Origin of the sequence: Alteromonas algae, from assembly GCF_049117195.1 — a bacterium.
Taxonomy (GTDB): Bacteria; Pseudomonadota; Gammaproteobacteria; order Enterobacterales; family Alteromonadaceae; genus Alteromonas.
Map to the genome: position 1 here is coordinate 1,932,115 of NZ_CP185260.1, position 19,758 is coordinate 1,951,872.

Annotated in this window: 14 protein-coding genes; 3 read left to right on the forward strand and 11 right to left on the reverse strand. The window is 43.9% G+C overall.

The window, feature by feature from the left end; translation table 11 throughout:
- Window positions 1–26 precede the first annotated feature (26 nt).
- From ACOJRU_RS08800 to ACOJRU_RS08810, 3 genes are read right to left on the reverse strand one after another with little or no spacing between them, the layout of a single operon-like run.
- Window positions 27–161: a DUF2256 domain-containing protein gene (locus ACOJRU_RS08800; protein WP_421134639.1), complete on the reverse strand. Its 135-nt coding sequence runs from the start codon at window positions 159–161 to the stop codon at window positions 27–29.
- Entirely contained in the window at window positions 148–1,686 is a 1,539-nt protein-coding gene (locus ACOJRU_RS08805; RefSeq protein ID WP_421134640.1) for a cryptochrome/photolyase family protein, read from the reverse strand. The genes ACOJRU_RS08800 and ACOJRU_RS08805 overlap by 14 nt, the downstream gene beginning before the upstream one ends.
- Window positions 1,687–1,689: 3 nt before the next feature.
- Window positions 1,690–3,114: a cryptochrome/photolyase family protein gene (locus ACOJRU_RS08810; RefSeq protein ID WP_421134641.1), complete on the reverse strand. Its 1,425-nt coding sequence runs from the start codon at window positions 3,112–3,114 to the stop codon at window positions 1,690–1,692.
- Window positions 3,115–3,225: 111 nt separating this feature from the next.
- Here ACOJRU_RS08810 and ACOJRU_RS08815 point away from each other — a divergent pair, with 111 nt between their 5' ends.
- Together ACOJRU_RS08815 and ACOJRU_RS08820 are read left to right on the forward strand one after the other, a co-directional pair.
- On the forward strand, window positions 3,226–4,551 hold the full coding sequence (locus ACOJRU_RS08815; protein WP_421134642.1) for a DASH family cryptochrome: 1,326 nt from the start codon (window positions 3,226–3,228) through the stop codon (window positions 4,549–4,551).
- A complete protein-coding gene (locus ACOJRU_RS08820; protein WP_421134643.1) occupies window positions 4,539–6,080 on the forward strand; it encodes a deoxyribodipyrimidine photo-lyase/cryptochrome family protein in 1,542 nt (513 codons plus the stop codon). Before ACOJRU_RS08815 ends, ACOJRU_RS08820 begins: the two co-directional genes overlap by 13 nt.
- Window positions 6,081–6,084: 4 nt before the next feature.
- Here ACOJRU_RS08820 and ACOJRU_RS08825 read toward each other — a convergent pair whose 3' ends face one another.
- Complete coding sequence (locus ACOJRU_RS08825) at window positions 6,085–6,360, reverse strand: hypothetical protein (RefSeq protein WP_421134644.1); 276 nt, start codon at window positions 6,358–6,360, stop codon at window positions 6,085–6,087.
- Window positions 6,361–6,493: 133 nt separating this feature from the next.
- On the opposite strand from ACOJRU_RS08825, the gene fabA reads away from it, so the two are divergent.
- Entirely contained in the window at window positions 6,494–7,012 is a 519-nt protein-coding gene (gene fabA, locus ACOJRU_RS08830) for a bifunctional 3-hydroxydecanoyl-ACP dehydratase/trans-2-decenoyl-ACP isomerase (protein WP_421134645.1), read from the forward strand.
- A gap of 79 nt (window positions 7,013–7,091) precedes the next feature.
- Here fabA and rmf read toward each other — a convergent pair whose 3' ends face one another.
- The 7 genes from rmf to ACOJRU_RS08865 form a co-directional block, all read right to left on the reverse strand.
- On the reverse strand, window positions 7,092–7,268 hold the full coding sequence (gene rmf / locus ACOJRU_RS08835) for a ribosome modulation factor (protein ID WP_421134646.1): 177 nt from the start codon (window positions 7,266–7,268) through the stop codon (window positions 7,092–7,094).
- 347 nt (window positions 7,269–7,615) lie between these two features.
- Window positions 7,616–9,367: a DUF3466 family protein gene (locus ACOJRU_RS08840; protein WP_421134647.1), complete on the reverse strand. Its 1,752-nt coding sequence runs from the start codon at window positions 9,365–9,367 to the stop codon at window positions 7,616–7,618.
- A 12-nt stretch (window positions 9,368–9,379) separates the two neighbouring features.
- Window positions 9,380–11,320: an ABC transporter ATP-binding protein gene (locus ACOJRU_RS08845; protein WP_421134648.1), complete on the reverse strand. Its 1,941-nt coding sequence runs from the start codon at window positions 11,318–11,320 to the stop codon at window positions 9,380–9,382.
- Window positions 11,317–11,550, reverse strand: a complete 234-nt coding sequence (locus tag ACOJRU_RS08850) for a glutaredoxin family protein (RefSeq protein ID WP_421134649.1) — start codon at window positions 11,548–11,550, stop codon at window positions 11,317–11,319. Before ACOJRU_RS08850 ends, ACOJRU_RS08845 begins: the two co-directional genes overlap by 4 nt.
- Window positions 11,547–13,646, reverse strand: a complete 2,100-nt coding sequence (gene rlmKL / locus ACOJRU_RS08855; RefSeq protein WP_421134650.1) for a bifunctional 23S rRNA (guanine(2069)-N(7))-methyltransferase RlmK/23S rRNA (guanine(2445)-N(2))-methyltransferase RlmL — start codon at window positions 13,644–13,646, stop codon at window positions 11,547–11,549. The genes ACOJRU_RS08850 and rlmKL overlap by 4 nt, the downstream gene beginning before the upstream one ends.
- A 67-nt stretch (window positions 13,647–13,713) precedes the next feature.
- Complete coding sequence (pyrD, locus tag ACOJRU_RS08860) at window positions 13,714–14,721, reverse strand: quinone-dependent dihydroorotate dehydrogenase (protein ID WP_421134651.1); 1,008 nt, start codon at window positions 14,719–14,721, stop codon at window positions 13,714–13,716.
- A 77-nt stretch (window positions 14,722–14,798) separates the two neighbouring features.
- Entirely contained in the window at window positions 14,799–19,637 is a 4,839-nt protein-coding gene (locus ACOJRU_RS08865) for an NAD-glutamate dehydrogenase (RefSeq protein ID WP_421134652.1), read from the reverse strand.
- Window positions 19,638–19,758: the final 121 nt, after the last annotated feature.

A 19,758-nucleotide genomic window follows, 5' to 3' on the forward strand; every position in this document is an offset into this window, starting at 1 on the left:
TGCAAGTACTCCTTAGTGCAAATACGTTACTTATTTCGGTTTCCAGCGCATCGCTTCGAGCAATACTTCACAGATTCCCAGTTCTTTTCCCACTTTTTACGCCATGTAAATGGTCTATTACACACTGGGCACATTTTTTCGGGTAATTCAGACTTCTTCATTTTTAGTGAGTTTAGTTAAAAATAGTGTTGCGTCTTGTTTCATTGCCTCTATGTTCTCGTCTTTCATTCGGCTGTAGGTTTTGTACATCATCGCCATTCTAGGGTTGTTACTTAGCGTCTCTTTGTGTTTGTCGATGAAATGCCAATACAGGTAATTGAAAGGACAAGCTTTTGGGCCGGTTTTCTTCGAAACCTGATACCCACAATTTTTGCAATAATTCGACATTTTGTTGATGTAACTGCCGCTAGATACATAAGGTTTGCTCGCCAGATTTCCACCGTCACTATATAAAATCATGCCGGCAACGTTAGGAAGCTCTACCCATTCATACGCATCAGCGTAAACCAGCAAGTACCACGCCTGCACTTCGTCTGGGCTAAGCTCTGTCAGTAAACTGAAATTTCCTATTACCATAAGCCTTTGAATATGGTGCGCATAGGCATTGTCGTGGGTTTCTTTAATACACTGTCGCATGCAGTTCATGTTGGTTCTGCCATGCCAGTAAAAATCTGGTAACTTCCTATCATTATTAAAATAATTATCAGTTTTTAACCCAGGCATGAAATGCCAATAGAACCCTCGAACATATTCGCGCCAACCAAGTATTTGACGTATAAAACCTTCAACAGAATTAAGGGGCGCGGTGCCTGAATGATAGGCTTGCTCTGCGGCGGTTATCGCTTCTTTTGGGGTAAGTAGACCGCAGTTTAGGTAAAAGCCAATATGCGCATGATATAACCACGGCTTCCCTTCTACCATTGCATCCTGATACTGACCAAAATGGGGTAAGCGCTCTTCAATAAAGGTATTCAGTACAGTAAGCGCATTATATCGTGTCACGGCAAAATCAAAATTATCTAATGTCCCGAAGTGATCATTAAAGTGACGTTCTACGAGTGCGAGTACGGATTGCGTAATATCATCAGGCCTAAAGCCCGTTTTCTTGGGGATATCTTGATGCGCAGACATTGGCTCACGGTTTTGTGCATCGTAATTCCATTTTCCACCAATAGGGTCTTTACCGTCTAATAAAATACGGTGTTTGCGGCGCATTTCACGGTAAAAAAACTCCATCCGAAGCTGTTTTTTTCGTTCGGCCCATTGTGCAAAATCACTCGGCGTAGACAAAAAGCGATCGTCTTCTTCAATAACAACTGGCAGGCCTAATACGTTCTCCCATTGCTGCATACTTTTTAGTAAACGGTACTCGCCGGGAAACGTAACGATGACGTTATCGAACGTGTTATTTTCTAAAGTGTGCTTCACTTGCGCCAGCAAGTCACCTTGGTTGTTATCGTCCTCATATTCTACGTATGTCACATTGTAATGTTTGTCACGAAGTGACTGCGCAAAGTGACGCATCGCACTAAATAAAAACGCAATTTTCTTTTTGTGGTGCTTAACGTACGTGGCTTCTTCTCTCACCTCGGCCATTAATATGGTGTCATCTTGGGTCGACGCATTGCGTATTGCTGGCAATGTATCGGTTAGCTGGTCGCCAAGGACAAGTATTAAAGATGCCATAAACTACTCTTTTATCTGCTGGAAAGCATCTAAAGCACGTTGGCGCGATGCTTTTAAATCAACAATGGGTTTTGGGTAGTCTTCCCCAAAGACAATGCCTGCATCTTTTGCAATGACAGGCGGCGTTTCCCAAGGCTTATGAATATATTTGTCTGGCAGGCCTTTAAGTTCAGGGCAATATTTACGAACATAGTTGCCCTTTTTATCAAACTTTTCGCCCTGTAAAACAGGATTAAAAATTCTAAAATAAGGCGACGCGTCGGCGCCTGAACCAGCAACCCATTGCCATCCGGCCGTGTTGCTTGCAAGGTCGGCATCGAGTAAACAGTCCCAAAACCATCGTTCCCCTTCGTGCCAACTCACCAGTAAGTTTTTAACAAGGAAAGACCCAACGATCATGCGCACGCGGTTATGCATGTAGCCGGTTTGCCATAACTCACGCATACCTGCGTCAACAATCGGAATGCCAGTTTGGCCTTTTTGCCATGCTCGTAATGCTTTAGCGTCGCTACGCCATGGAAATTTATCAAATTTAGCGTTGAAGTTTTTAGACGGCAACGTAGGGAAATGATAAAGCAGATAGTAACTGAATTCGCGCCAACCAAGTTCACTCAAATAGGTATCAATACCTTTTTGTTCGGTATCACCGAATTTGTTTTTAATGGCGTACCACACCTGGTTAGGCGAAACTTCCCCAAAATGTAAGTGTGGTGAAAGTCGAGATGTACCATTTGCTGATGGAATGTCTCGACCGTCTTGATAACTAAGCGCGGCGTTTTCAATAAAGGCTTCTAAGTTATCAGCGGCCCCTTCTTCGCCTGGCGTCCACATAGTGCGAATTGTCGTGTCCCACTTAATCTCGGGCAGCAAAGACAGTGCATCTATCCCGCAACCTTTGTCGGGCACATCACCATATGTGATACGCGCTGGCGGTGCTTTAGGATAGCGCGGGGCTTCAACCTTAAGACACCCTTTTCTGTAGTAAGGTGTAAATACTCTATAAGGTGTGCCGTCTTTTTTAAGTACCTTCATCGGTTCCCACAGCAAGCTGCCATTACAGCTATGTACCGTATAATCGTCGGCCTTCAAGTCTTCCTTAAGCGCCTTATCGCGGTTTATTTGCCAAGGCTCGTAACATCGATTCCAAAATATCCCTTGCGCTTCAATGCTTGCCAATAATTCAGGAATAATGATTTTGGGATCACCTTTAAATACCTGCAAATGCCCGTTTAGTCTCTCGTTAAGCGAGGTCAACGAGTGATGTAACCACCAATTGCTTGCGCCGCCCAGCGCACGACCGTTTGGTGCAGTTTCATCAACAATGTAGATGGGTATGACTTTACCCATGTCACAGGCAGCATTTAACGCGGGATTGTCTTTAACTCTTAAGTCTTGTCTAAACCACATTATGCTTACGGGAACTGTCACACTTTTTCCTTAACTTTTAGTCTTTATTAATATTTTAAACGTAGTGTAAGCAATACGCGGCTGGCTGCGTTATGGATTGTTTTTCAAAGTGGTAAATTTTAAGAGAATATAATGACTGTACACGCTAATCCCGAAGTTGACACATCTACTATCAAACGCGGTCTTTTTTGGTTTAGACACGATCAACGACTTCACGATAACGTGGGGCTTAGGTTGCTTGCAGAACACGTTGATGAACTTACCATGGTGTATATCATCGAAGACGCGCTTTTTGAAACCACGGCATTTGGTGTCAACCGAATGAGCGACAAAAGGCGTACTTTTCTATACCAATCTCTTGACGACCTAGAGACACAACTGCAGCAACATCACCAAACCTTATTTAAGTTTAAAGGCAATGCAGTTGACATTATTAACGAGTTACTTCGATGTGAAAATTATACCCATTTGGGCGTAAATCAATATGCTGGGTTTGATGAGAGAGCGCAACTCAAAGCAGTCAAGGAAATGCATCCCAACGTTTGTGTTATCGAGGGAGAAGCGTGCACCCTCTTCGACGAAGATGATTTACCGTTTAACATTTCAGAGATGCCTGGCGTTTTTAGCCCATTTAGAAGAAAAGTAGAAAAGTACACGCATGTTAAAGCGTCTGAGCCAGCGTTATTGCAATACCCGGTTCTGCGCACGCCCACCTGTTGCGAGCAGCATCGAATTGAAAGCCCGCGCCCCAACGATGGCGAAGCTGACTCCACAGCCTATGACTGTGAGCATTTAGGTGGTGAGCAGGTCGCATTATCGCATCTTGAGCACTATTTATTTGAAGCGAAGGCCGCAGCCTCTTACAAAGAAACGCGAAATGCACTGGACTGTTGGGAAGAAAGCACAAAACTTTCACCATGGTTGGCAAACGGAAATCTATCACCGCGTCGGGTAATGCATGAAGTAAAACGGTTCGAGCGTGAGATAGTTGAAAACGAATCAACGTATTGGATATTTTTTGAATTACTTTGGCGAGAGTTTTTTCATTGGTTGCAAATAAAACATGGTAGCCAGTGGTTTGCTTTCTCTGGCATCCAGCAAAACATACCGAACACCGCGCACGACCCCGTGCAATTCGACGCTTGGTGTAAAGGAAACACCGGTTACCCTATTGTCGACGCATGCATGAAGCAGCTGAACGAAACTGGATATATGTCCAACCGAGGTAGGCAACTCGTCGCAAGTTGCTTTGTACATGAATTAAGACAAGATTGGCGGTATGGCGCTGCATACTTTGAACATGCGTTACTTGATTATGATGTTGGTAGCAATTGGGGAAACTGGCTATACCTCGCGGGTGTGGGAAGCGATCCTCGTGGTCACCGGCAATTTAACCTTCAAAAGCAAACGCAAACCTACGATCCTGAAGGGGTGTTTCGGCGCAAATGGCTAGCGTAAAGCACAAGGCCACCATTGTTTGGCTTAAACGAGACCTTCGCTTAAGAGATCACAAACCGCTCTTTGATGCGTGGCATAATAACGAGGACGTCATACTGCTTTATTGCTGGGAGCCCTCGATACTTGACGACCCTCATACCAGCAAGCGTCATATTCGGTTTATTTCACAAAGCATTGAGTGTTTAAACGCTCAATTGCCCGGCGATCATCGTGTACTTGAATTACAGATGGAGATGGACGATGCCTTAACATTGTTGTGCCACCATTTTGCGGTCACAAGAATGAGAAGCTATGAAGAAATTGGTCTATTGATAACCTATGAAAGGGATGTCCGTATAAAACGATGGTGCGCTGAGCATCAAATTGATTGGATAGAGGCGCCTTATGGTGGCGTAGTTAGGGGGCTACCGCATCGTCAGCAGTGGCAGAGTATATGGAATGAACGTTTTTCTGCCCCAACGTACGACCCCCAAATAGAAAGAATGGCTTGGGCTAACTGGGCGAACGTGCCCGCTGTTAATAAATATCACTCGCCACAATGCGCAGACAACAATGTACTGATGCAGCAAGGCGGCGAGCGGCGAGCATGGCACGTCATGCGCCATTTCTTTCAAGAACGAGGCGCCGCTTACCATTTATCTATATCAAAGCCGTTAGCCGCCAGAACACATTGTACGCGGCTTAGCCCCTATTTAGCGTGGGGCAACGTTTCGATAAAGCAAGTGTTTCAATATACACAGCAGCAAGTGGAACAGAAAAAGCAAAACAATGAAAAGTATAAAGGTCGTTGGTCACGCGCCTTGTCTGCCCTCACCTCTCGACTTCACTGGCATTGCCACTTCATTCAAAAGTTTGAAAGTGAACATACCATGGAGTTTTCCCCGGTTAATCGTGCTTATGAACATTTCCCATTCATTGACGGTCCTGAAAGCGAGCGGCGTTTTGTTGCGTGGCGTGATGGAAAAACAGGTTATCCGTTGGTAGATGCTTGTATGCGCGCATTGGCTAAGACCGGATATTTAAATTTCAGAATGCGCGCTATGGTGACAAGTTTTCTTGTCCATCACTTAAATGTGCATTGGTTAAAAGCAGCACATTATTTAGCGACACAATTCTTGGATTTCGAACCCGGCATTCATTATCCACAAATACAAATGCAGGCCAGTGTCACCGGCGTTCATACGGTTAGGCTCTACAATCCTCATACACAATCAGAAAAGCTCGACCCTGATGCCTCATTTATTCAGCATTGGGTACCAGAGTTAAAACATTTACCCGCTAGTGCTTGCCACGCTCCTTCGCAATTACCTCCGTTAGAAGCGCTAATGTTAAACTTCAATGCGAGTGATGATTACTATGCGCCCATTATATCTATAGAAGAAACGGCTAAAACAACGGCGCAGCGCCTATGGGACTACAGAGAACGTGATGACGTACTCGCTGAGGCAAAGCGTATCGTTTTCACGCATACGTTGAACAACAGCCCAAGTCGTAAATGGGTTAAACGCAAAACCACTCAGAAAAATTAATCGCTTAGCGGTCGTTTTTGCGCAACCATTCGTTGAGCAGTTTAATTTGGCCACATTTGTAGGCGGCGTACATAAGACGTAAGGCATTCGACATTGCTTCGCTATCGTTCCAGCCTGTTTTATCACGGATCTCATCGTAGCAGGCTTTTGCTTCTGGGCTCACGTAACCACGGACCAACTTTTTACCCGCTTCTCGTTGGCGTTCTCGAAAACGTTTTTGCTTTGCAGCGTTGGCTTTCGCATTATCTTTTACTGTACTTATTTTCTTTTTATCTGTCATAGTGATCACAAGCTTGTTAGAAATTTGAGTTTAACACGCGTTTTTATTTATAAAAACGACTGTTCAGAGTTGTTTAGCGTACAAGTGTTCGCTAAATTAGGCGCCGCAATATAAAACAACAACGAGTGTGGGAATGTCACAGAGAAAAAATAGTTTTGATAGAGAAGATTTATTAGCGTGTAGTCGTGGCGAAATGTTTGGCCCAGGTAATAGTCAACTGCCAGCACCTAATATGCTCATGATGGATCGTGTATTATCAATTACAGAGGATGGCGGAGAACATGGTAAGGGTGAAATCATTGCGGAGTTAGATGTAACGCCTGACCTATGGTTTTTCGATTGTCACTTCCCTGGCGATCCCGTAATGCCAGGCTGTCTAGGGTTAGATGCTATGTGGCAACTTGTCGGTTTTTTCCTTGGGTGGAGTGATGGTCCTGGTAAAGGACGCGCTCTTGGTGTCGGCGAAGTAAAGTTCACCGGTCAAATATTACCTACCGCTAAAAAAGTGACGTATAAAATAACCATGAAACGTGTGATCAAACGTAAGTTATTTATGGGCGTTGCCGATGGGAGTGTTGAGGTTGACGGTCGCGAAATTTACACCGCTAAAGATTTGAAGGTTGGTCTTTTTCAAGATACTTCAAATTTTTAGTCATTAATTCAATATCATTAAAAAAGCCCCGTTTGAACGGGGCTTTCCTTTGCGTAATCATTAGTTAAAAGAGAAGGTGTTATTTAACACTGAGCCCTGTATGCCTATCTTCTACCGCTTCACGCCAGCCACCTAACCACTGTGAACGTGCTTCGAATTGTTGAAATGGACAATTTTCCTTCGAGCGACCGCTAATGCCTGCTTGATAGCCTTTAGAATGGGCGCGTGTCATTTTATCTCTTTTTTGTCTTTTCATTGATTAGCCTCGTTTGTTTATTAGAAGTGCTAAAAACATTCTACTCGGGCGCTCTACATCATATTGTTGATAGTGCCGGCAGAATTATTTTATGCACACTACTTTGATAGTTCATTCGGCTGATAGGTTCAATAAAATTATTAGCTTTAGGTAATTGACATTGCCTAACCTTATAATTTTAATAAGAATATCGCATTACATTTTTTTGTCATAAAAATGTCATTTGTTAAACCTTTATACAATAAAAAAACCGCCAATGTGGCGGTTTTTATGCATACTTATGCGCATGTCGATAAGTACGTATGACGAAATCAACCGCTATTTGCTCGGTTGACTCCCCTTTACTTTCACATTGCTGTGCGACGTCTAAACACTAACGCGCCGAACAAGAAGAGTGCTGCGATAATACCATTACTCGCGCCTTGACGTTCATTTGGCAGATCGTCCTCATCTGGCTCACATTCATCTATGCTGCCATTAGAGATAGGAGAAAGTTTTACGGCAACAATTGAATCGACAAGGCTCGTTTCACCTTGGTCATCGATAATATCTTCGCCTGTAACAAACTTGCTTACCGTCTTAAGACGCGCATTAGCTATGATTTCGTTGTTATCATTGATGTCAAAAGCCTCAACCAGTGTATAAGGGCTGTCGCATGAAATTAAATCATTCAAATCCACAAGCTCTTCTGTGGCGATATCAAACATAAATGCGCTTGTCAGACGAACCGCTTCACTGGACGGGTCAATATCTGCCTTACCCACAATAATGTTGTTGTTATTGATAGCATTTGCTACCACACCTGAACTCGTAAAGAAGCCCTCTTGTACAATTTGCTCTGTGGTGTCTAGGTTATAAGCAAGCAACCTAGGGCGCGCAATTTCACCATTTGCTCTGACTACCGTTCCCGCAACCCAGTTATTGTCGTTAATCGAAATGGCTTCGCTTAACAGGTTTTCGTCACGAGGTAACATCTCTGAGGTTTCACCGTCGCGAAACACTACCGCAACCCTTTCGCTTTCAGCGATTGTCGATGAACCTGGGCGCGCAATAGACACAGCGTCACCTGTCAATGCTTCACCTACTGCTATCCCTTGATTATTAATATCATACGCGTAGGTAAAGTAGTGAGAGTTGTCATCTTCTTCAGGCGTGAATAATAGTGGGAATGTCTCGGTACTGATAACACCGCCATTAACATCTAACTGCCATATGGTTGCATTCACTTCTGAGGCAAGCACAAAACTCGGTAAGTTAGCATTGTTTCTAAAAAAGCCTTCCACTCGAGGAACTGTAAAATCACCTAAGTAAAGGCCATACAGGCATCTACTTTCAGGTATGTCACCCCTGGTTTCTTCGTTAGCGCATTCCGCTGCCGCTTCGCCAACAGAATCTAAAAATGACACTGTACTAAAGCCAGCAACTTGTAGATTGTCGTTAATGGCACGCGCTGAAGCAAAGCCACCCACTGTGGTGTCAACTGGGGGAAGTGTATTGGTTACGCCATTCACCTGAACGAATGCTTGTTGAGACGACTCAGGATACGTGTAGTTGATTACATCGCCGTTTTCATTCTCGTAGGGCACTTTGATAACTAACGCGCTTGAATCACCAACGATGAAATCACCGTCTAGACTATCTCGTCCTGCTGACTCTACTGAGCGAGTATAATCATCAAATTTGTCGGTAATTTGATCTAAGCCAGGTACCAATTCAGCATCGGTTGTGTCGGTAATATACGTTCTAAAATTGGAAAGCTTTTGGCCTTGCACCGCGTTTTGATTAGACAAAAGAAAATTAACAATCAGGGTGTAGTCATTATCTGAAAACACACCCTGCTTCACATCATCTTCACTGTCTAGCGATTCAGAAAACTGTGCGAAGAACGTGGTGTCATTTTCTAGTTGCTCTACATCAATAGGTGGATTGTATTCAAGCTGAACCATCGACAACATGTTTCCTGCGTCATCAATTGAGCGAGCAAAATTGTTTCTAGCGTTATCCTGAAGCGGTACCGGTGCTACTGAATATGTTGCGGCGAGTGCCGAAACACTTCCTGTTGCCAGTAGCATGGCGGCGGCAAGCTGAGTTCGTTTCATTTAAAATCCTATTTACTGCTGATTATCTTCCAGCATGCTTTCTAATTCGTCCCAGCGCGCATATTTCTGAGACAGTATATTTTCTTTATCTGTTAATGATGCAAGTGCTTTTGCAGTAACGTCAGTTTCTTGTTTAAAGAACTCTGGATCATTAACCTGTGTTTGCAATTCTTCAAGGTTCTCTTCAAGCTGTTCAATTTCAAGTGGCAGCGATTCAAGTTCCCTCTGGTCTTTGTATGATAGCTTTTTCGTCTTTCGGGGTGAAGGCTTAGCACTAGGACTCTGAGATAAAGAATTAGTTTCATTCTTTATTTTTGCTTTTTCTTCTTTAATAACGTCCTGTACTCGCAAATCCCTCTCTTTATACCACGCTTCCATATCACTGAAACCGCCGATAAACTCTCTTAGCGCGCCGTTGCCTTCAAACACAACACAGCTATTTGCTACATTGTCTACAAACTCTCTATCATGGCTTACAAGTAAAACCGTACCCGTATACTCATTAAGCAATGTTTCTAACATTTCAAGCGTTTCGACATCTAGATCGTTGGTGGGCTCATCGAGCACCAATAGATTACTAGGTTTTAGCATCAACTTAGCAAGCATTAAACGGTTTTTCTCACCACCAGACAATGATTTTACCGGCGCATTAACGCGTTCGGGTTCAAACAAATAATCTTGCAAGTAACTGATCACATGTCTTGGGTGACCGTTGACCATAAGGTCACGCTTTCCATCACCGACCGCATCAATCACGGTTTGTTCTAAATCTAAGCCATGCCTATGCTGGTCGAAATACGCTACTTCTAAATTAGTGCCTCGTTTACAGTTGCCTGCATCGGCCTCTAATTCACCTAACAATAACTTGATGAGTGTGCTTTTACCGCTACCATTAGGGCCGATAAGGGCTAGCTTGTCACCGCGTAGGACGTTTAAATTTAAATCTTTAACTATCGGTTTGTTTTCAATGGAAAACGTTAAGTTAGATACTTCAAATACCATCTTGCCTGAGCGCGCCGCTTGATGTTGGTTAACCAGTGCACTGCCCTGAACGGCACGTCTTGCTTTTCGCTCGTCTCTAAGCTTTTTAAGCGCTCTGACTCGCCCTTCGTTGCGTGTACGGCGGGCTTTTATGCCTTGACGGATCCACACTTCTTCTTGTGCCAGTTTTTTATCGAACTCTGCATTTTGCGAAGCCTCGACCTCTAAATCCTGTTGCTTTTTCTCCAGGTAGGTTTCGTAGTTACCGGGGTAGCTGGTAATACTCCCTCTATCTAAATCAACAATTCGGGTAGCCATGGACCGAATAAATGCACGATCATGGCTAACAAAAACGATAGCGCCTTTGTAATTAGACAAACTCGTTTCTAACCACTTAATCATTTCAATGTCTAAATGGTTAGTGGGCTCATCTAACAGTAATAAGTCGGGAGAACGCACCAAGGCGCGAGCAAGTGCTGCCTTTCTGCGCCACCCACCCGATAAGGTAGATAACGATGTCTCAGCATCTAATTTAAGCATGGTAAGCGTTTGTTCAATTTGTTGTTCAAACTGCCACGCGTCTCTCGCCTCTAAGGTTTCTTGTAGCCGCTGAAGCTTATTCAAATTAGCTTCACTTGGGTCTTCGCCCACTAATCGGGTTTGATGGAAATAGTTTTTTAACGTTTCCCCAATGTCTGCTAACCCTTCGGCGACATAATCAAATAAGGTGATATCCGTGGTCTGGGGAGGGTCCTGCTCAAGACGTGCAATTACCGTGTTATTTTCTATTATTCTTTGCCCGTCATCAGCAATAACATCGCCTGCGATGACCTTCATAAGCGTAGACTTACCACTGCCGTTGCGACCCACCAAGCACACACGCTCTTTGGGTTGTACAACAAGCTCAATACCGTCTAATAGCGGTGGGTTACCGTAAATAACAGTGATGTTTTTTAACTGCAAAATACTCACTGTAAAAACTCCTCAAGGTCGGCGGTACAAAACGGCCACCCTATTTCATTGCCATTATCATCGCGTTTTAGCACCGGAATGCGCGCGCCATAGAGATGGTACAACTCGTTACTGTCTCTAACGTTTACCTTTTCTATTGATAACGTTGGGTACTGTGACGTATTCGCAAGCTCGCTATCAGCATGTTCACAAAGGCTGCATTGTGGGCCCGTGTAGAAAAAAAGCTTCATAGCGATAACACCCAACACTGGTGAATATTACCTTTGCGCGCGAAATCCTCAGGTATTGTGTGCTTTGTAATATTGTTTATCGATAAGCCCAATTCACTCACACCCGCTTCATCTAGCTTGAAGCCTCGTTTGTTATTAGAAAAAACAATCGTTCCCCCGCTATTTAAGCACGCCCTAGCCTGCGTGATCATCATAAGGTGGTCGCGCTGAACATCCCAGGTAGCAGACATACGCTTCGAATTAGAAAAAGACGGCGGGTCGATAAAGATGAGATCGTACTTCCCTTTATGATCAGCAAGCCACGTCGTGCAGTCGGCTTGAACGAACGCATGTGCGCCTTTGAGTTTATTTAAACCCATGTTCTTTTTAGCCCAGTCAAGATACGTGTTGGACATATCGACCGTCGTCACCGACTTGGCGCCACCTTTTGCGGCAAAGACTGACACGCTGCCCGTATAGGCAAACAAGTTTAATACATCTTTGTCTTTTGAAAGCTGCATCACTTTTTGACGGGTATTTCTGTGATCGAGAAATAACCCCGTATCAAGGTAGTCAGTAAGGTTAACCAAGAAGCGAGCGCCATTTTCATACACTTCCATCATGTCGCCAGACTGATTTACTTTTTCGTATTGCTTTGTCCCTTTTTGCTGAGCCCGTACTTTTAATATTATATTTTTAGGCGAAATACCGGTAACCATTGGTAGGTATAACAGCACTTCTTGAAGGCGTTTTCTTGCTTTGTCTTCTGATACCGTTTTGGGCGGCGCATACTCTTGCACAACCAACCAATCGTCGTACCTATCAACAGCGACGTTGTAGTCAGGTAAGTCTGCATCGTAAATTCGGTAGCAATTAGTATCTACCTTACTGATCCAGCTCTTCATCTTTTTAAGGTTTTTCTTAACGCGATTGGCAAATTCGTGATTAGACGCGTCTTCACTAAACTGTACGGTGTTTTCTTCGTTTAGCGTGTAATTGACCAGCCGGCACTCTAATTTACCATTGTTCATGGCGTAATCTTTTGACGCCCTGAGTTTAAGTACGCGTAGTAAATCTCTGTTGCTGCTAAGCAACGAAACATTCCAGCCTTTCCATGCTTCCTTAAAACGCTTGCCCCATTCACTAAAAAGCGGAATTAACTCAGTGAGCTCCCCTAATCGCTCGCCATAAGGAGGGTTTGATACTACATACCCCTGTTGCGCAAGCGGAGGTGATGATTTTGTCGCATCTTGTTGACTAAATTTAATATCAGAAAAAACGCCTGCAAAGTCTGCATTTTCTTTCGCTATAGAGATTAACCTTCGGCTATTGTCAGCAGCAAATATAGGCGCTGAGGCGCTAGCATGTTGTGCCCCTATGGCTTCTTCTACAAGGCCCTCCCACAGTGTGGCATCATGACCTTGCCATTGTGAAAAGCCCCATCGACTGCGCTTGATCCCAGGTGCAATATTGCGTGCCATATAGGCCGCCTCTATAGCAATGGTTCCAGAGCCGCACATTAAATCAACCAACGGCTTGTCCATATTTTCAGACCAGCCGCTACGCATAAGCATAGCGCACGCAATATGCTCTTTAAGCGGTGCTTCACCCGTCTCCTGACGATAAGCTCGCTGGTGCAAACTGGCGCCGGCCAAGTCAATACCAATAATAACGTTGTCACGATGCAATCTCGCATAAACAGAAACATCTGGCTGACGGCGTTCAACGGAAGGTCGAGATAATCCGCTTTCAACAAATTGGTCGACAATTGCGTCTTTTATACGTACCGCACCGAATTGCGTGTTTTTAATTGCAAAGTTGGTTCCAATGAACTGTACCGACAATGTTTGTCGTGACTGTAGATTCATTTGCCAATCTACACCCATTGCGGTGTTATACAACGCTTCTGCGTCATTTGCTTTACCGCTTGTCACGACCCAAATCACACGGTTTGCAAGACGTGACCATAAACACAAGGTGTAGGCGTCTTTCTTTGTTCCATCAAATTGCAGCATGCCCGGAGATTGCTTAATTTCAGCGTCAGGGCATAGGGTTTCTATTTCTTGTTTAAGGAGCTCATCTAGCCCCCTGCTGGTTGTTACCAGTATCGTATTCATTTCATTACCTGAGTTGGCGCGCATAATAGTTAGCGCGCGGCACTATTGTGGCTAAGCCCGCGTTTATTTAGAGCGACTTAACGATATCTTTTATGAGTGTTGGGCCACGATAAATAAACGCAGAATAGACTTGGACCAACGATGCGCCAGCATCTAATCTCGCTTGTGCGGCCTCGGGAGAGTCTATCCCTCCCACACCAATTATAGGAAGTTTACCCTGTAAGGCATTGGCCAGTTTACGGGTCACCTGCAAGCTCATATCGGTCATAACCGAACCGCTTAAGCCCCCGGCTTCATCTGCATGTTCTAATCCAGCCACTGCGTCGCGCGATAGTGTTGTGTTAGTTGCAATCACGCCATCCATTTTTGTGTTGATTAATGACTGAGATATTGACGCTATTTCATCATCACTTAAATCAGGGGCAATCTTTATAAATAGTGGAACGTATTTGTTATGCGTTTGTGCGAGTGTGTCTTGCGCCGCTTTAAGTCCGCTTAATAGCGCATCTAGTGCTGCACCATACTGCAGGTTTCTTAGCCCGGGCGTATTTGGCGAAGAAATATTGATAGTGACATAGGTCGCGTATGGATAGACTTTATTCAAACAAATTAGATAGTCATCTAACGCTTTCGCATCATCTGTATCTTTGTTCTTTCCAATATTGATACCAATAGGGCCAGAAAAATGTGCTTTTTTCACTTGTTCAATAAGGTGGTCAACCCCCTTATTGTTGAAGCCCATTCTATTGATGATAGCGTCTTTTTCTGGGATACGAAACAGCCTAGGCTTCGGGTTGCCGCTTTGAGGACGCGGTGTAACGGTGCCAATTTCGACAAAACCGAACCCCATACTCGCAAATGCATCAATACAATCGCCGTTTTTATCAAGCCCTGCGGCTAAGCCTACAGGGTTGTCAAACGTAATACCTGCAACCGTCACCGGCTTGCTTATCGTCGGTGTGCTATACATCCATTTTAACGGTGTGTGTTGGGTTTTATTGAGCCAATTGATAGTGAAATCATGACTTTTTTCTGGCTCACACTGAAGTAGTAGCTTTTGCACTAATGATTGCATAGGTGATAAACATCGCTTATTGGTATAAAAAAGCCCTGTATCACAGGGCTTTTTTAAGTCTGAACAATACGCGTATTCTAATGGTTAGACTTCACGCTTAAAAGCATCAATTCACGTAAAGCGACAGAAAACTTCGCAAATTCGTGCGTAGAGCTTGTTTTAAACTCTGACATCATGTGATACCAGCGCTTTAGTAAGACCTGATTACTGTCAATCCACTCATCAAGTATTTGATCTGCGCTGGTAGCTTCACCACGAGATTGTAATAAATTAGCTGCAATTGAACGTTGCTGCCAGTCTAACTCTTCTCGGTATGATGCTCTTGCCAGTGCTTGCCAATGATTACTCACCGCTTGATTGTTTATCTGATCTAAGAACCAGTGCAGCTCAAGTCGCGAACCTAATTGGTAATACAGTCGAGCCACAATGTCAGTGTCATGCTTATCGGCGGCAATAATTTGTGCAAGGTCAAAGCTTGGGAACATATTTGAAAAGCTTGCTACTTGATACGCAATATCTTGAGGCACGCCTCCAGAGATATATTTATCCGTTAACGCTTGAAGCTGAGAACATTCATCTTCAACAAGGTAATGTTGTAGATTTTTCGACAGAATATCGAACGTACTACGATAACTTTCGATAGCGTCTTCAATAGCAATGTTCTTTTCGCCATGCCTAATATACCAACGTGCGGCGCGTCGCATAATACGGCGAGCTTCATCAAGCATAGAAAGTTGAAGGTTCGCTGAAATACTATTATCTAGCTGTTCGATGCGCTCCCACAGCACGTTCATATTGAAAATTCCGTGAACGATGGAGTATGCATTTGCAATCTCATCAACACTAGCGCCCGTTTCTTCTTGCATTCTGAATACAAAATTAAGGCCCATGTCATTGACCATATTGTTGGTCAATTTAGTGGCAATAATTTCACTGCGTAGGGGATGCTGTTCCATATGGTCTCGGAACTTCTTACGTAGTATCTCAGGGAAGGCCTGCACAAGAAGTTTACCGTGATAAGGGTTATCAGTGATCTCAGGGATGTTTAGTGCATCTTTTAACACCATCTTACCGTAAGCGATAAGCACACTTAACTCAGGCCGCGTAAGGCCACGATCACTCGCTACTCTATCTGAAATTTCATCATCGCTAGGGATAAACTCGAGTTCACGATTCAGCTGCCCTTCACGCTCAAGCCCGTGGATAAAACGCAGTTGTTCTTTTAACTGCTTGACCCCAGCCAACTCTGTTATTGAAATTGACTGCGTTTGACGGTAGCAATCCTTTAAGACAATACGCGATACATCATCGGTCATATCGTAAAGCAGTTTATTGCGTTGTTTGAGAGTAAGTTCACCATCATTCACTAGGCTATTAAGCAATATTTTAATATTTACTTCATTATCCGAGCAGTCAACACCGCCCACATTATCAATAAAGTCAGTATTAACACGCCCACCGTTTGCAGCGTATTCTATACGCCCTAGTTGCGTTAGGCCTAAGTTACCACCCTCGCCCACGATTTTCGCTTGGACTTCTCTGCCATCTACTCGTAAGTCATCGTTTGCACGGTCGCCTACTTCTGAATGCGTTTCCTTCTTACTTTTTATGTACGTACCAATGCCGCCATTCCACAATAAATCAACAGGCATTTTTAAGATATTATGAATAAGCTCGTTAGGCGTCATCGTCATTTGACGGGTGCCCAACCACTTCTTCATTTCCGGCGTAAGCTTTATGGATTTAGCAGAGCGATTAAATATACCGCCGCCTTTCGATATTAGCTTCGCGTCATAATCTTCCCAAGACAAACGTGGGTTTTCGAATAAACGCTGACGTTCTTTGTAGCTTTCAGCGGCGTCCGGGTTAGGGTCGAAAAATATATGCAAATGGTTAAATGCAGCAATCAAACGCGTATGCTCAGAAAGTAACATACCGTTCCCGAACACATCACCCGCCATATCACCAACACCGGCGGCGGTAAAATCGGTTGTTTGACAGTCTATTCCAATTTCTCTGAAGTGGCGTTTAACTGACTCCCAGCCACCACGTGCAGTAATACCCATTTTTTTATGGTCATAACCAATACTGCCGCCTGACGCAAAAGCGTCACCTAACCAAAAGCCAAACTTATCGGCGATACCGTTGGCAATATCAGAGAATGTAGCTGTGCCTTTGTCGGCCGCTACCACTAAATACGGGTCGTCTTCGTCTAAACGAACTACATCTTTTGGTGGAACAATTTCGCCGTTAACGATGTTGTCGGTGATATCAAGCAAACTAGTAATGAAGATTTTATAGCATGCCTGACCTTCTTCTTGTATTGCCTCACGCCCTTGTTCGACAGGAAGTTTCTTACATACAAAGCCGCCTTTTGCGCCAACCGGCACGATAACGGTATTTTTAACTTGTTGCGCTTTTACAAGGCCAAGCACCTCTGTCCTGAAATCTTCTTGGCGATCTGACCAGCGAAGACCTCCTCGTGCCACTTTACCACCACGTAAGTGAACACCTTCCACTCTTGGGCTGTAAACAAACACTTCGAATTTAGGAAGCGGCAGCGGCATATCGGGGATCATTCCCGGAAGCATCTTAAACGAGACGTATGACTTCTCTTCACCGTCATCATCTAGTTGGTAGAAGTTAGTGCGCAGCGTGGCTGACATCATATCCAAATAACGGCGTATTATACGGTCATCATCAAGGTTACTGACGTTGTCTAGCTGAGACTTGATATCATCAAGTAATGACTCTTCTTTTTTAGCGCTGCGCTTTTTACGTGGATTAAACCGAATATCGAAAAAATCTACCAGCATACGTGCAATATTGGGGTAGTTTGCCAACGTATTTGCAATGTAATCTCGACTGAATGAACTGCCTGTTTGGCGCATGTACTTTGCGTAGGCGCGAAGAATAGTAACCCGTCGTCCAGTTAAGTTGGCACCTAAGATAAGGCGGTTAAATGCATCATCTTCGAGTGTGTTATACCACACCTTGGCAAAGGCATCTTGGAATAGGGTTTGCGCCTTTTCCATATCAAAATGCTGTCCGCTTTTATGAAGCATGGTGAAATCCATGATCCAGTTACGCTCGCCCTCTGCACACGTTATTTTAAAGGGGCTTTCATCGATTACGCGTAACCCGAAATTCTCCAACATAGGCAACACATCCGACAGGTGAATCGGCTCTGCACGATGAAATAATTTCAGCTTAACAATTTGGCTATCCGCTTGCTCTTCCTGAGGACGATAAAACAGCATGTCCAACGTATGCGTATCATCAAGCAACTCTAACTTACCGATATCAACCAGTGCAGCTGAAGGCAGGTTATGCTCCATGTAGCTTCGAGAAAATGCGTTATCATATTTTCGTTCTAGTGCTTTACCCGACGCTTCACCATGCGCAGAACTTATTGATGCCGCTAATCGGTCGTTCCATGTTTTGGTCAGTTCGATAATATTTCTTTCTATTTCCTTCACATCAAATTCCGCATTGTTATCGTTGACCCGGGCAATGTAGTGCGTTCTTGCATACACTGATTCAGAGAAAAAAGTGGTAAATTCAACTTCTTCGTTGGCGTTAAGCGAAGCCTTTAGCAAAGCTTGCGTTTCTTTTCTTAACTGCGTGTTATAACGTTCTCTTGGAACGAATACCATGCACGAAAAGAAGCGACCAAAAACATCTTTTCGAATGAATAACCGAGAAATGCCGCGCTCTTGCATCTGGAATATACCCATTACAATTTGCGCTAATTCTTTTGCAGGTATTTGAAGCAACTCATCGCGAGGATACGTCTCTAAAATATTTACAAACGCTTTGAATGCATGCGTACCTGGCTCAAAGCCAGAAAGCAGACAAATTTGCTCAATTTTCTCTCTTAAGATAGGCAGCTGCGTAATACTCTGGTTATAAAACGCAGCAGAATACAGCCCTAGGAAACGGTGTTCGCCGACAACTTGGCCTGCCTTGTTAAATACCTTAACACCCACGTAATCCATATAAGCTGGACGGTGGACGCGTGCGCGTGAATTAGTCTTGGTAAGAATAAGTGGCGACGCGCTTAACGACTCCTGACGTGCTGATGAAGGAAGTTTTGATAACAGACGCTCTCGGCTGTTTACCGAGTTTTTCATCAAGCCAAGGCTTGTGTCATTATCTGGAATCCAGCGGTGGTCACCCTCAATCGCTTTCACTTCGTAATAGCGATACCCCATCATGGTGAAGTTGTGATCGGCTAACCATTCAAGAAATGCGTTGGTCTGCTTATCTTCGTCTGCCGATACAGGCCAGTTAAAGTCGCCACTATTTTTTATGACTTCTTTAAGCGTAGTAGACATCCCCTGCCAATCTTCTACCGCTAACGATACTTCATCAACAACTGAATGAAGTTCTTTCGTTAGTGTATCAATATCTTTCTTGGTGGTTTGATGGTCTACTTCAATAAAGATGACGGTCTCTTTCTTCGCGCCGTCTACTTTCTTGTCCATATCAGAGAATTCAACGATATGCTTTTTATCGTTGCGCTTGATTCCAATAGGACTATGCAAGAAAAGGTGTGCTGTGATGTTAAGACGATTAAGACACATTCGTACGGAATCTACGAGAAAAGGCATGTCTCTTACAATTATCTCAACAATGGTATGACTTGAGTGCCATCCATGTTTGGCGATTTCAGGATTAAATACGCGTATGTAGGGGGCGGAATTGTCGAACGTCGCTAATCCGTTCCACAGGCTGAGAGTAGCGCCATACAGATCGCTATCATTACGGTTTTCAAGGTCGTCGCTGGATATATTTTTATACAACAGGCGGCCGAATTGCTGCACAAGTGACTTCTGCTGCGCATCCACTTTTTTGTCTATGAGTGTAAATACGTTATCGAGCAGGACGGAGTGTCGCTGTGAGGTGACTGTCATTTGTTAACCTTATAAATGTCGTAAGTGCTGAGTTGCATTGCTATTTTCGCTAAAACTGGACTGCAATTAAACCCTTTTTTTAACCTTATATTAACAGCATAGATAAGTATGCATAAAACAC

What these genes read in the sequence shown, in the direction of transcription:
- ACOJRU_RS08805 (WP_421134640.1), bottom strand. Translation starts at nt 1,686, where the DNA reads ATGGCATCTTTAATACTTGTCCTTGGCGACCAGCTAACCGATACATTG.
- ACOJRU_RS08840 (WP_421134647.1), bottom strand. Translation starts at nt 9,367, where the DNA reads ATGAAACGAACTCAGCTTGCCGCCGCCATGCTACTGGCAACAGGAAGT.
- pyrD (WP_421134651.1), bottom strand. Translation starts at nt 14,721, where the DNA reads ATGCAATCATTAGTGCAAAAGCTACTACTTCAGTGTGAGCCAGAAAAA.
- ACOJRU_RS08820 (WP_421134643.1), top strand. Translation starts at nt 4,539, where the DNA reads ATGGCTAGCGTAAAGCACAAGGCCACCATTGTTTGGCTTAAACGAGAC.
- rlmKL (WP_421134650.1), bottom strand. Translation starts at nt 13,646, where the DNA reads ATGAATACGATACTGGTAACAACCAGCAGGGGGCTAGATGAGCTCCTT.
- ACOJRU_RS08815 (WP_421134642.1), top strand. Translation starts at nt 3,226, where the DNA reads ATGACTGTACACGCTAATCCCGAAGTTGACACATCTACTATCAAACGC.
- ACOJRU_RS08825 (WP_421134644.1), bottom strand. Translation starts at nt 6,360, where the DNA reads ATGACAGATAAAAAGAAAATAAGTACAGTAAAAGATAATGCGAAAGCC.
- ACOJRU_RS08865 (WP_421134652.1), bottom strand. Translation starts at nt 19,637, where the DNA reads ATGACAGTCACCTCACAGCGACACTCCGTCCTGCTCGATAACGTATTT.
- rmf (WP_421134646.1), bottom strand. Translation starts at nt 7,268, where the DNA reads ATGAAAAGACAAAAAAGAGATAAAATGACACGCGCCCATTCTAAAGGC.
- ACOJRU_RS08800 (WP_421134639.1), bottom strand. Translation starts at nt 161, where the DNA reads ATGAAGAAGTCTGAATTACCCGAAAAAATGTGCCCAGTGTGTAATAGA.
- ACOJRU_RS08850 (WP_421134649.1), bottom strand. Translation starts at nt 11,550, where the DNA reads ATGAAGCTTTTTTTCTACACGGGCCCACAATGCAGCCTTTGTGAACAT.
- fabA (WP_421134645.1), top strand. Translation starts at nt 6,494, where the DNA reads ATGTCACAGAGAAAAAATAGTTTTGATAGAGAAGATTTATTAGCGTGT.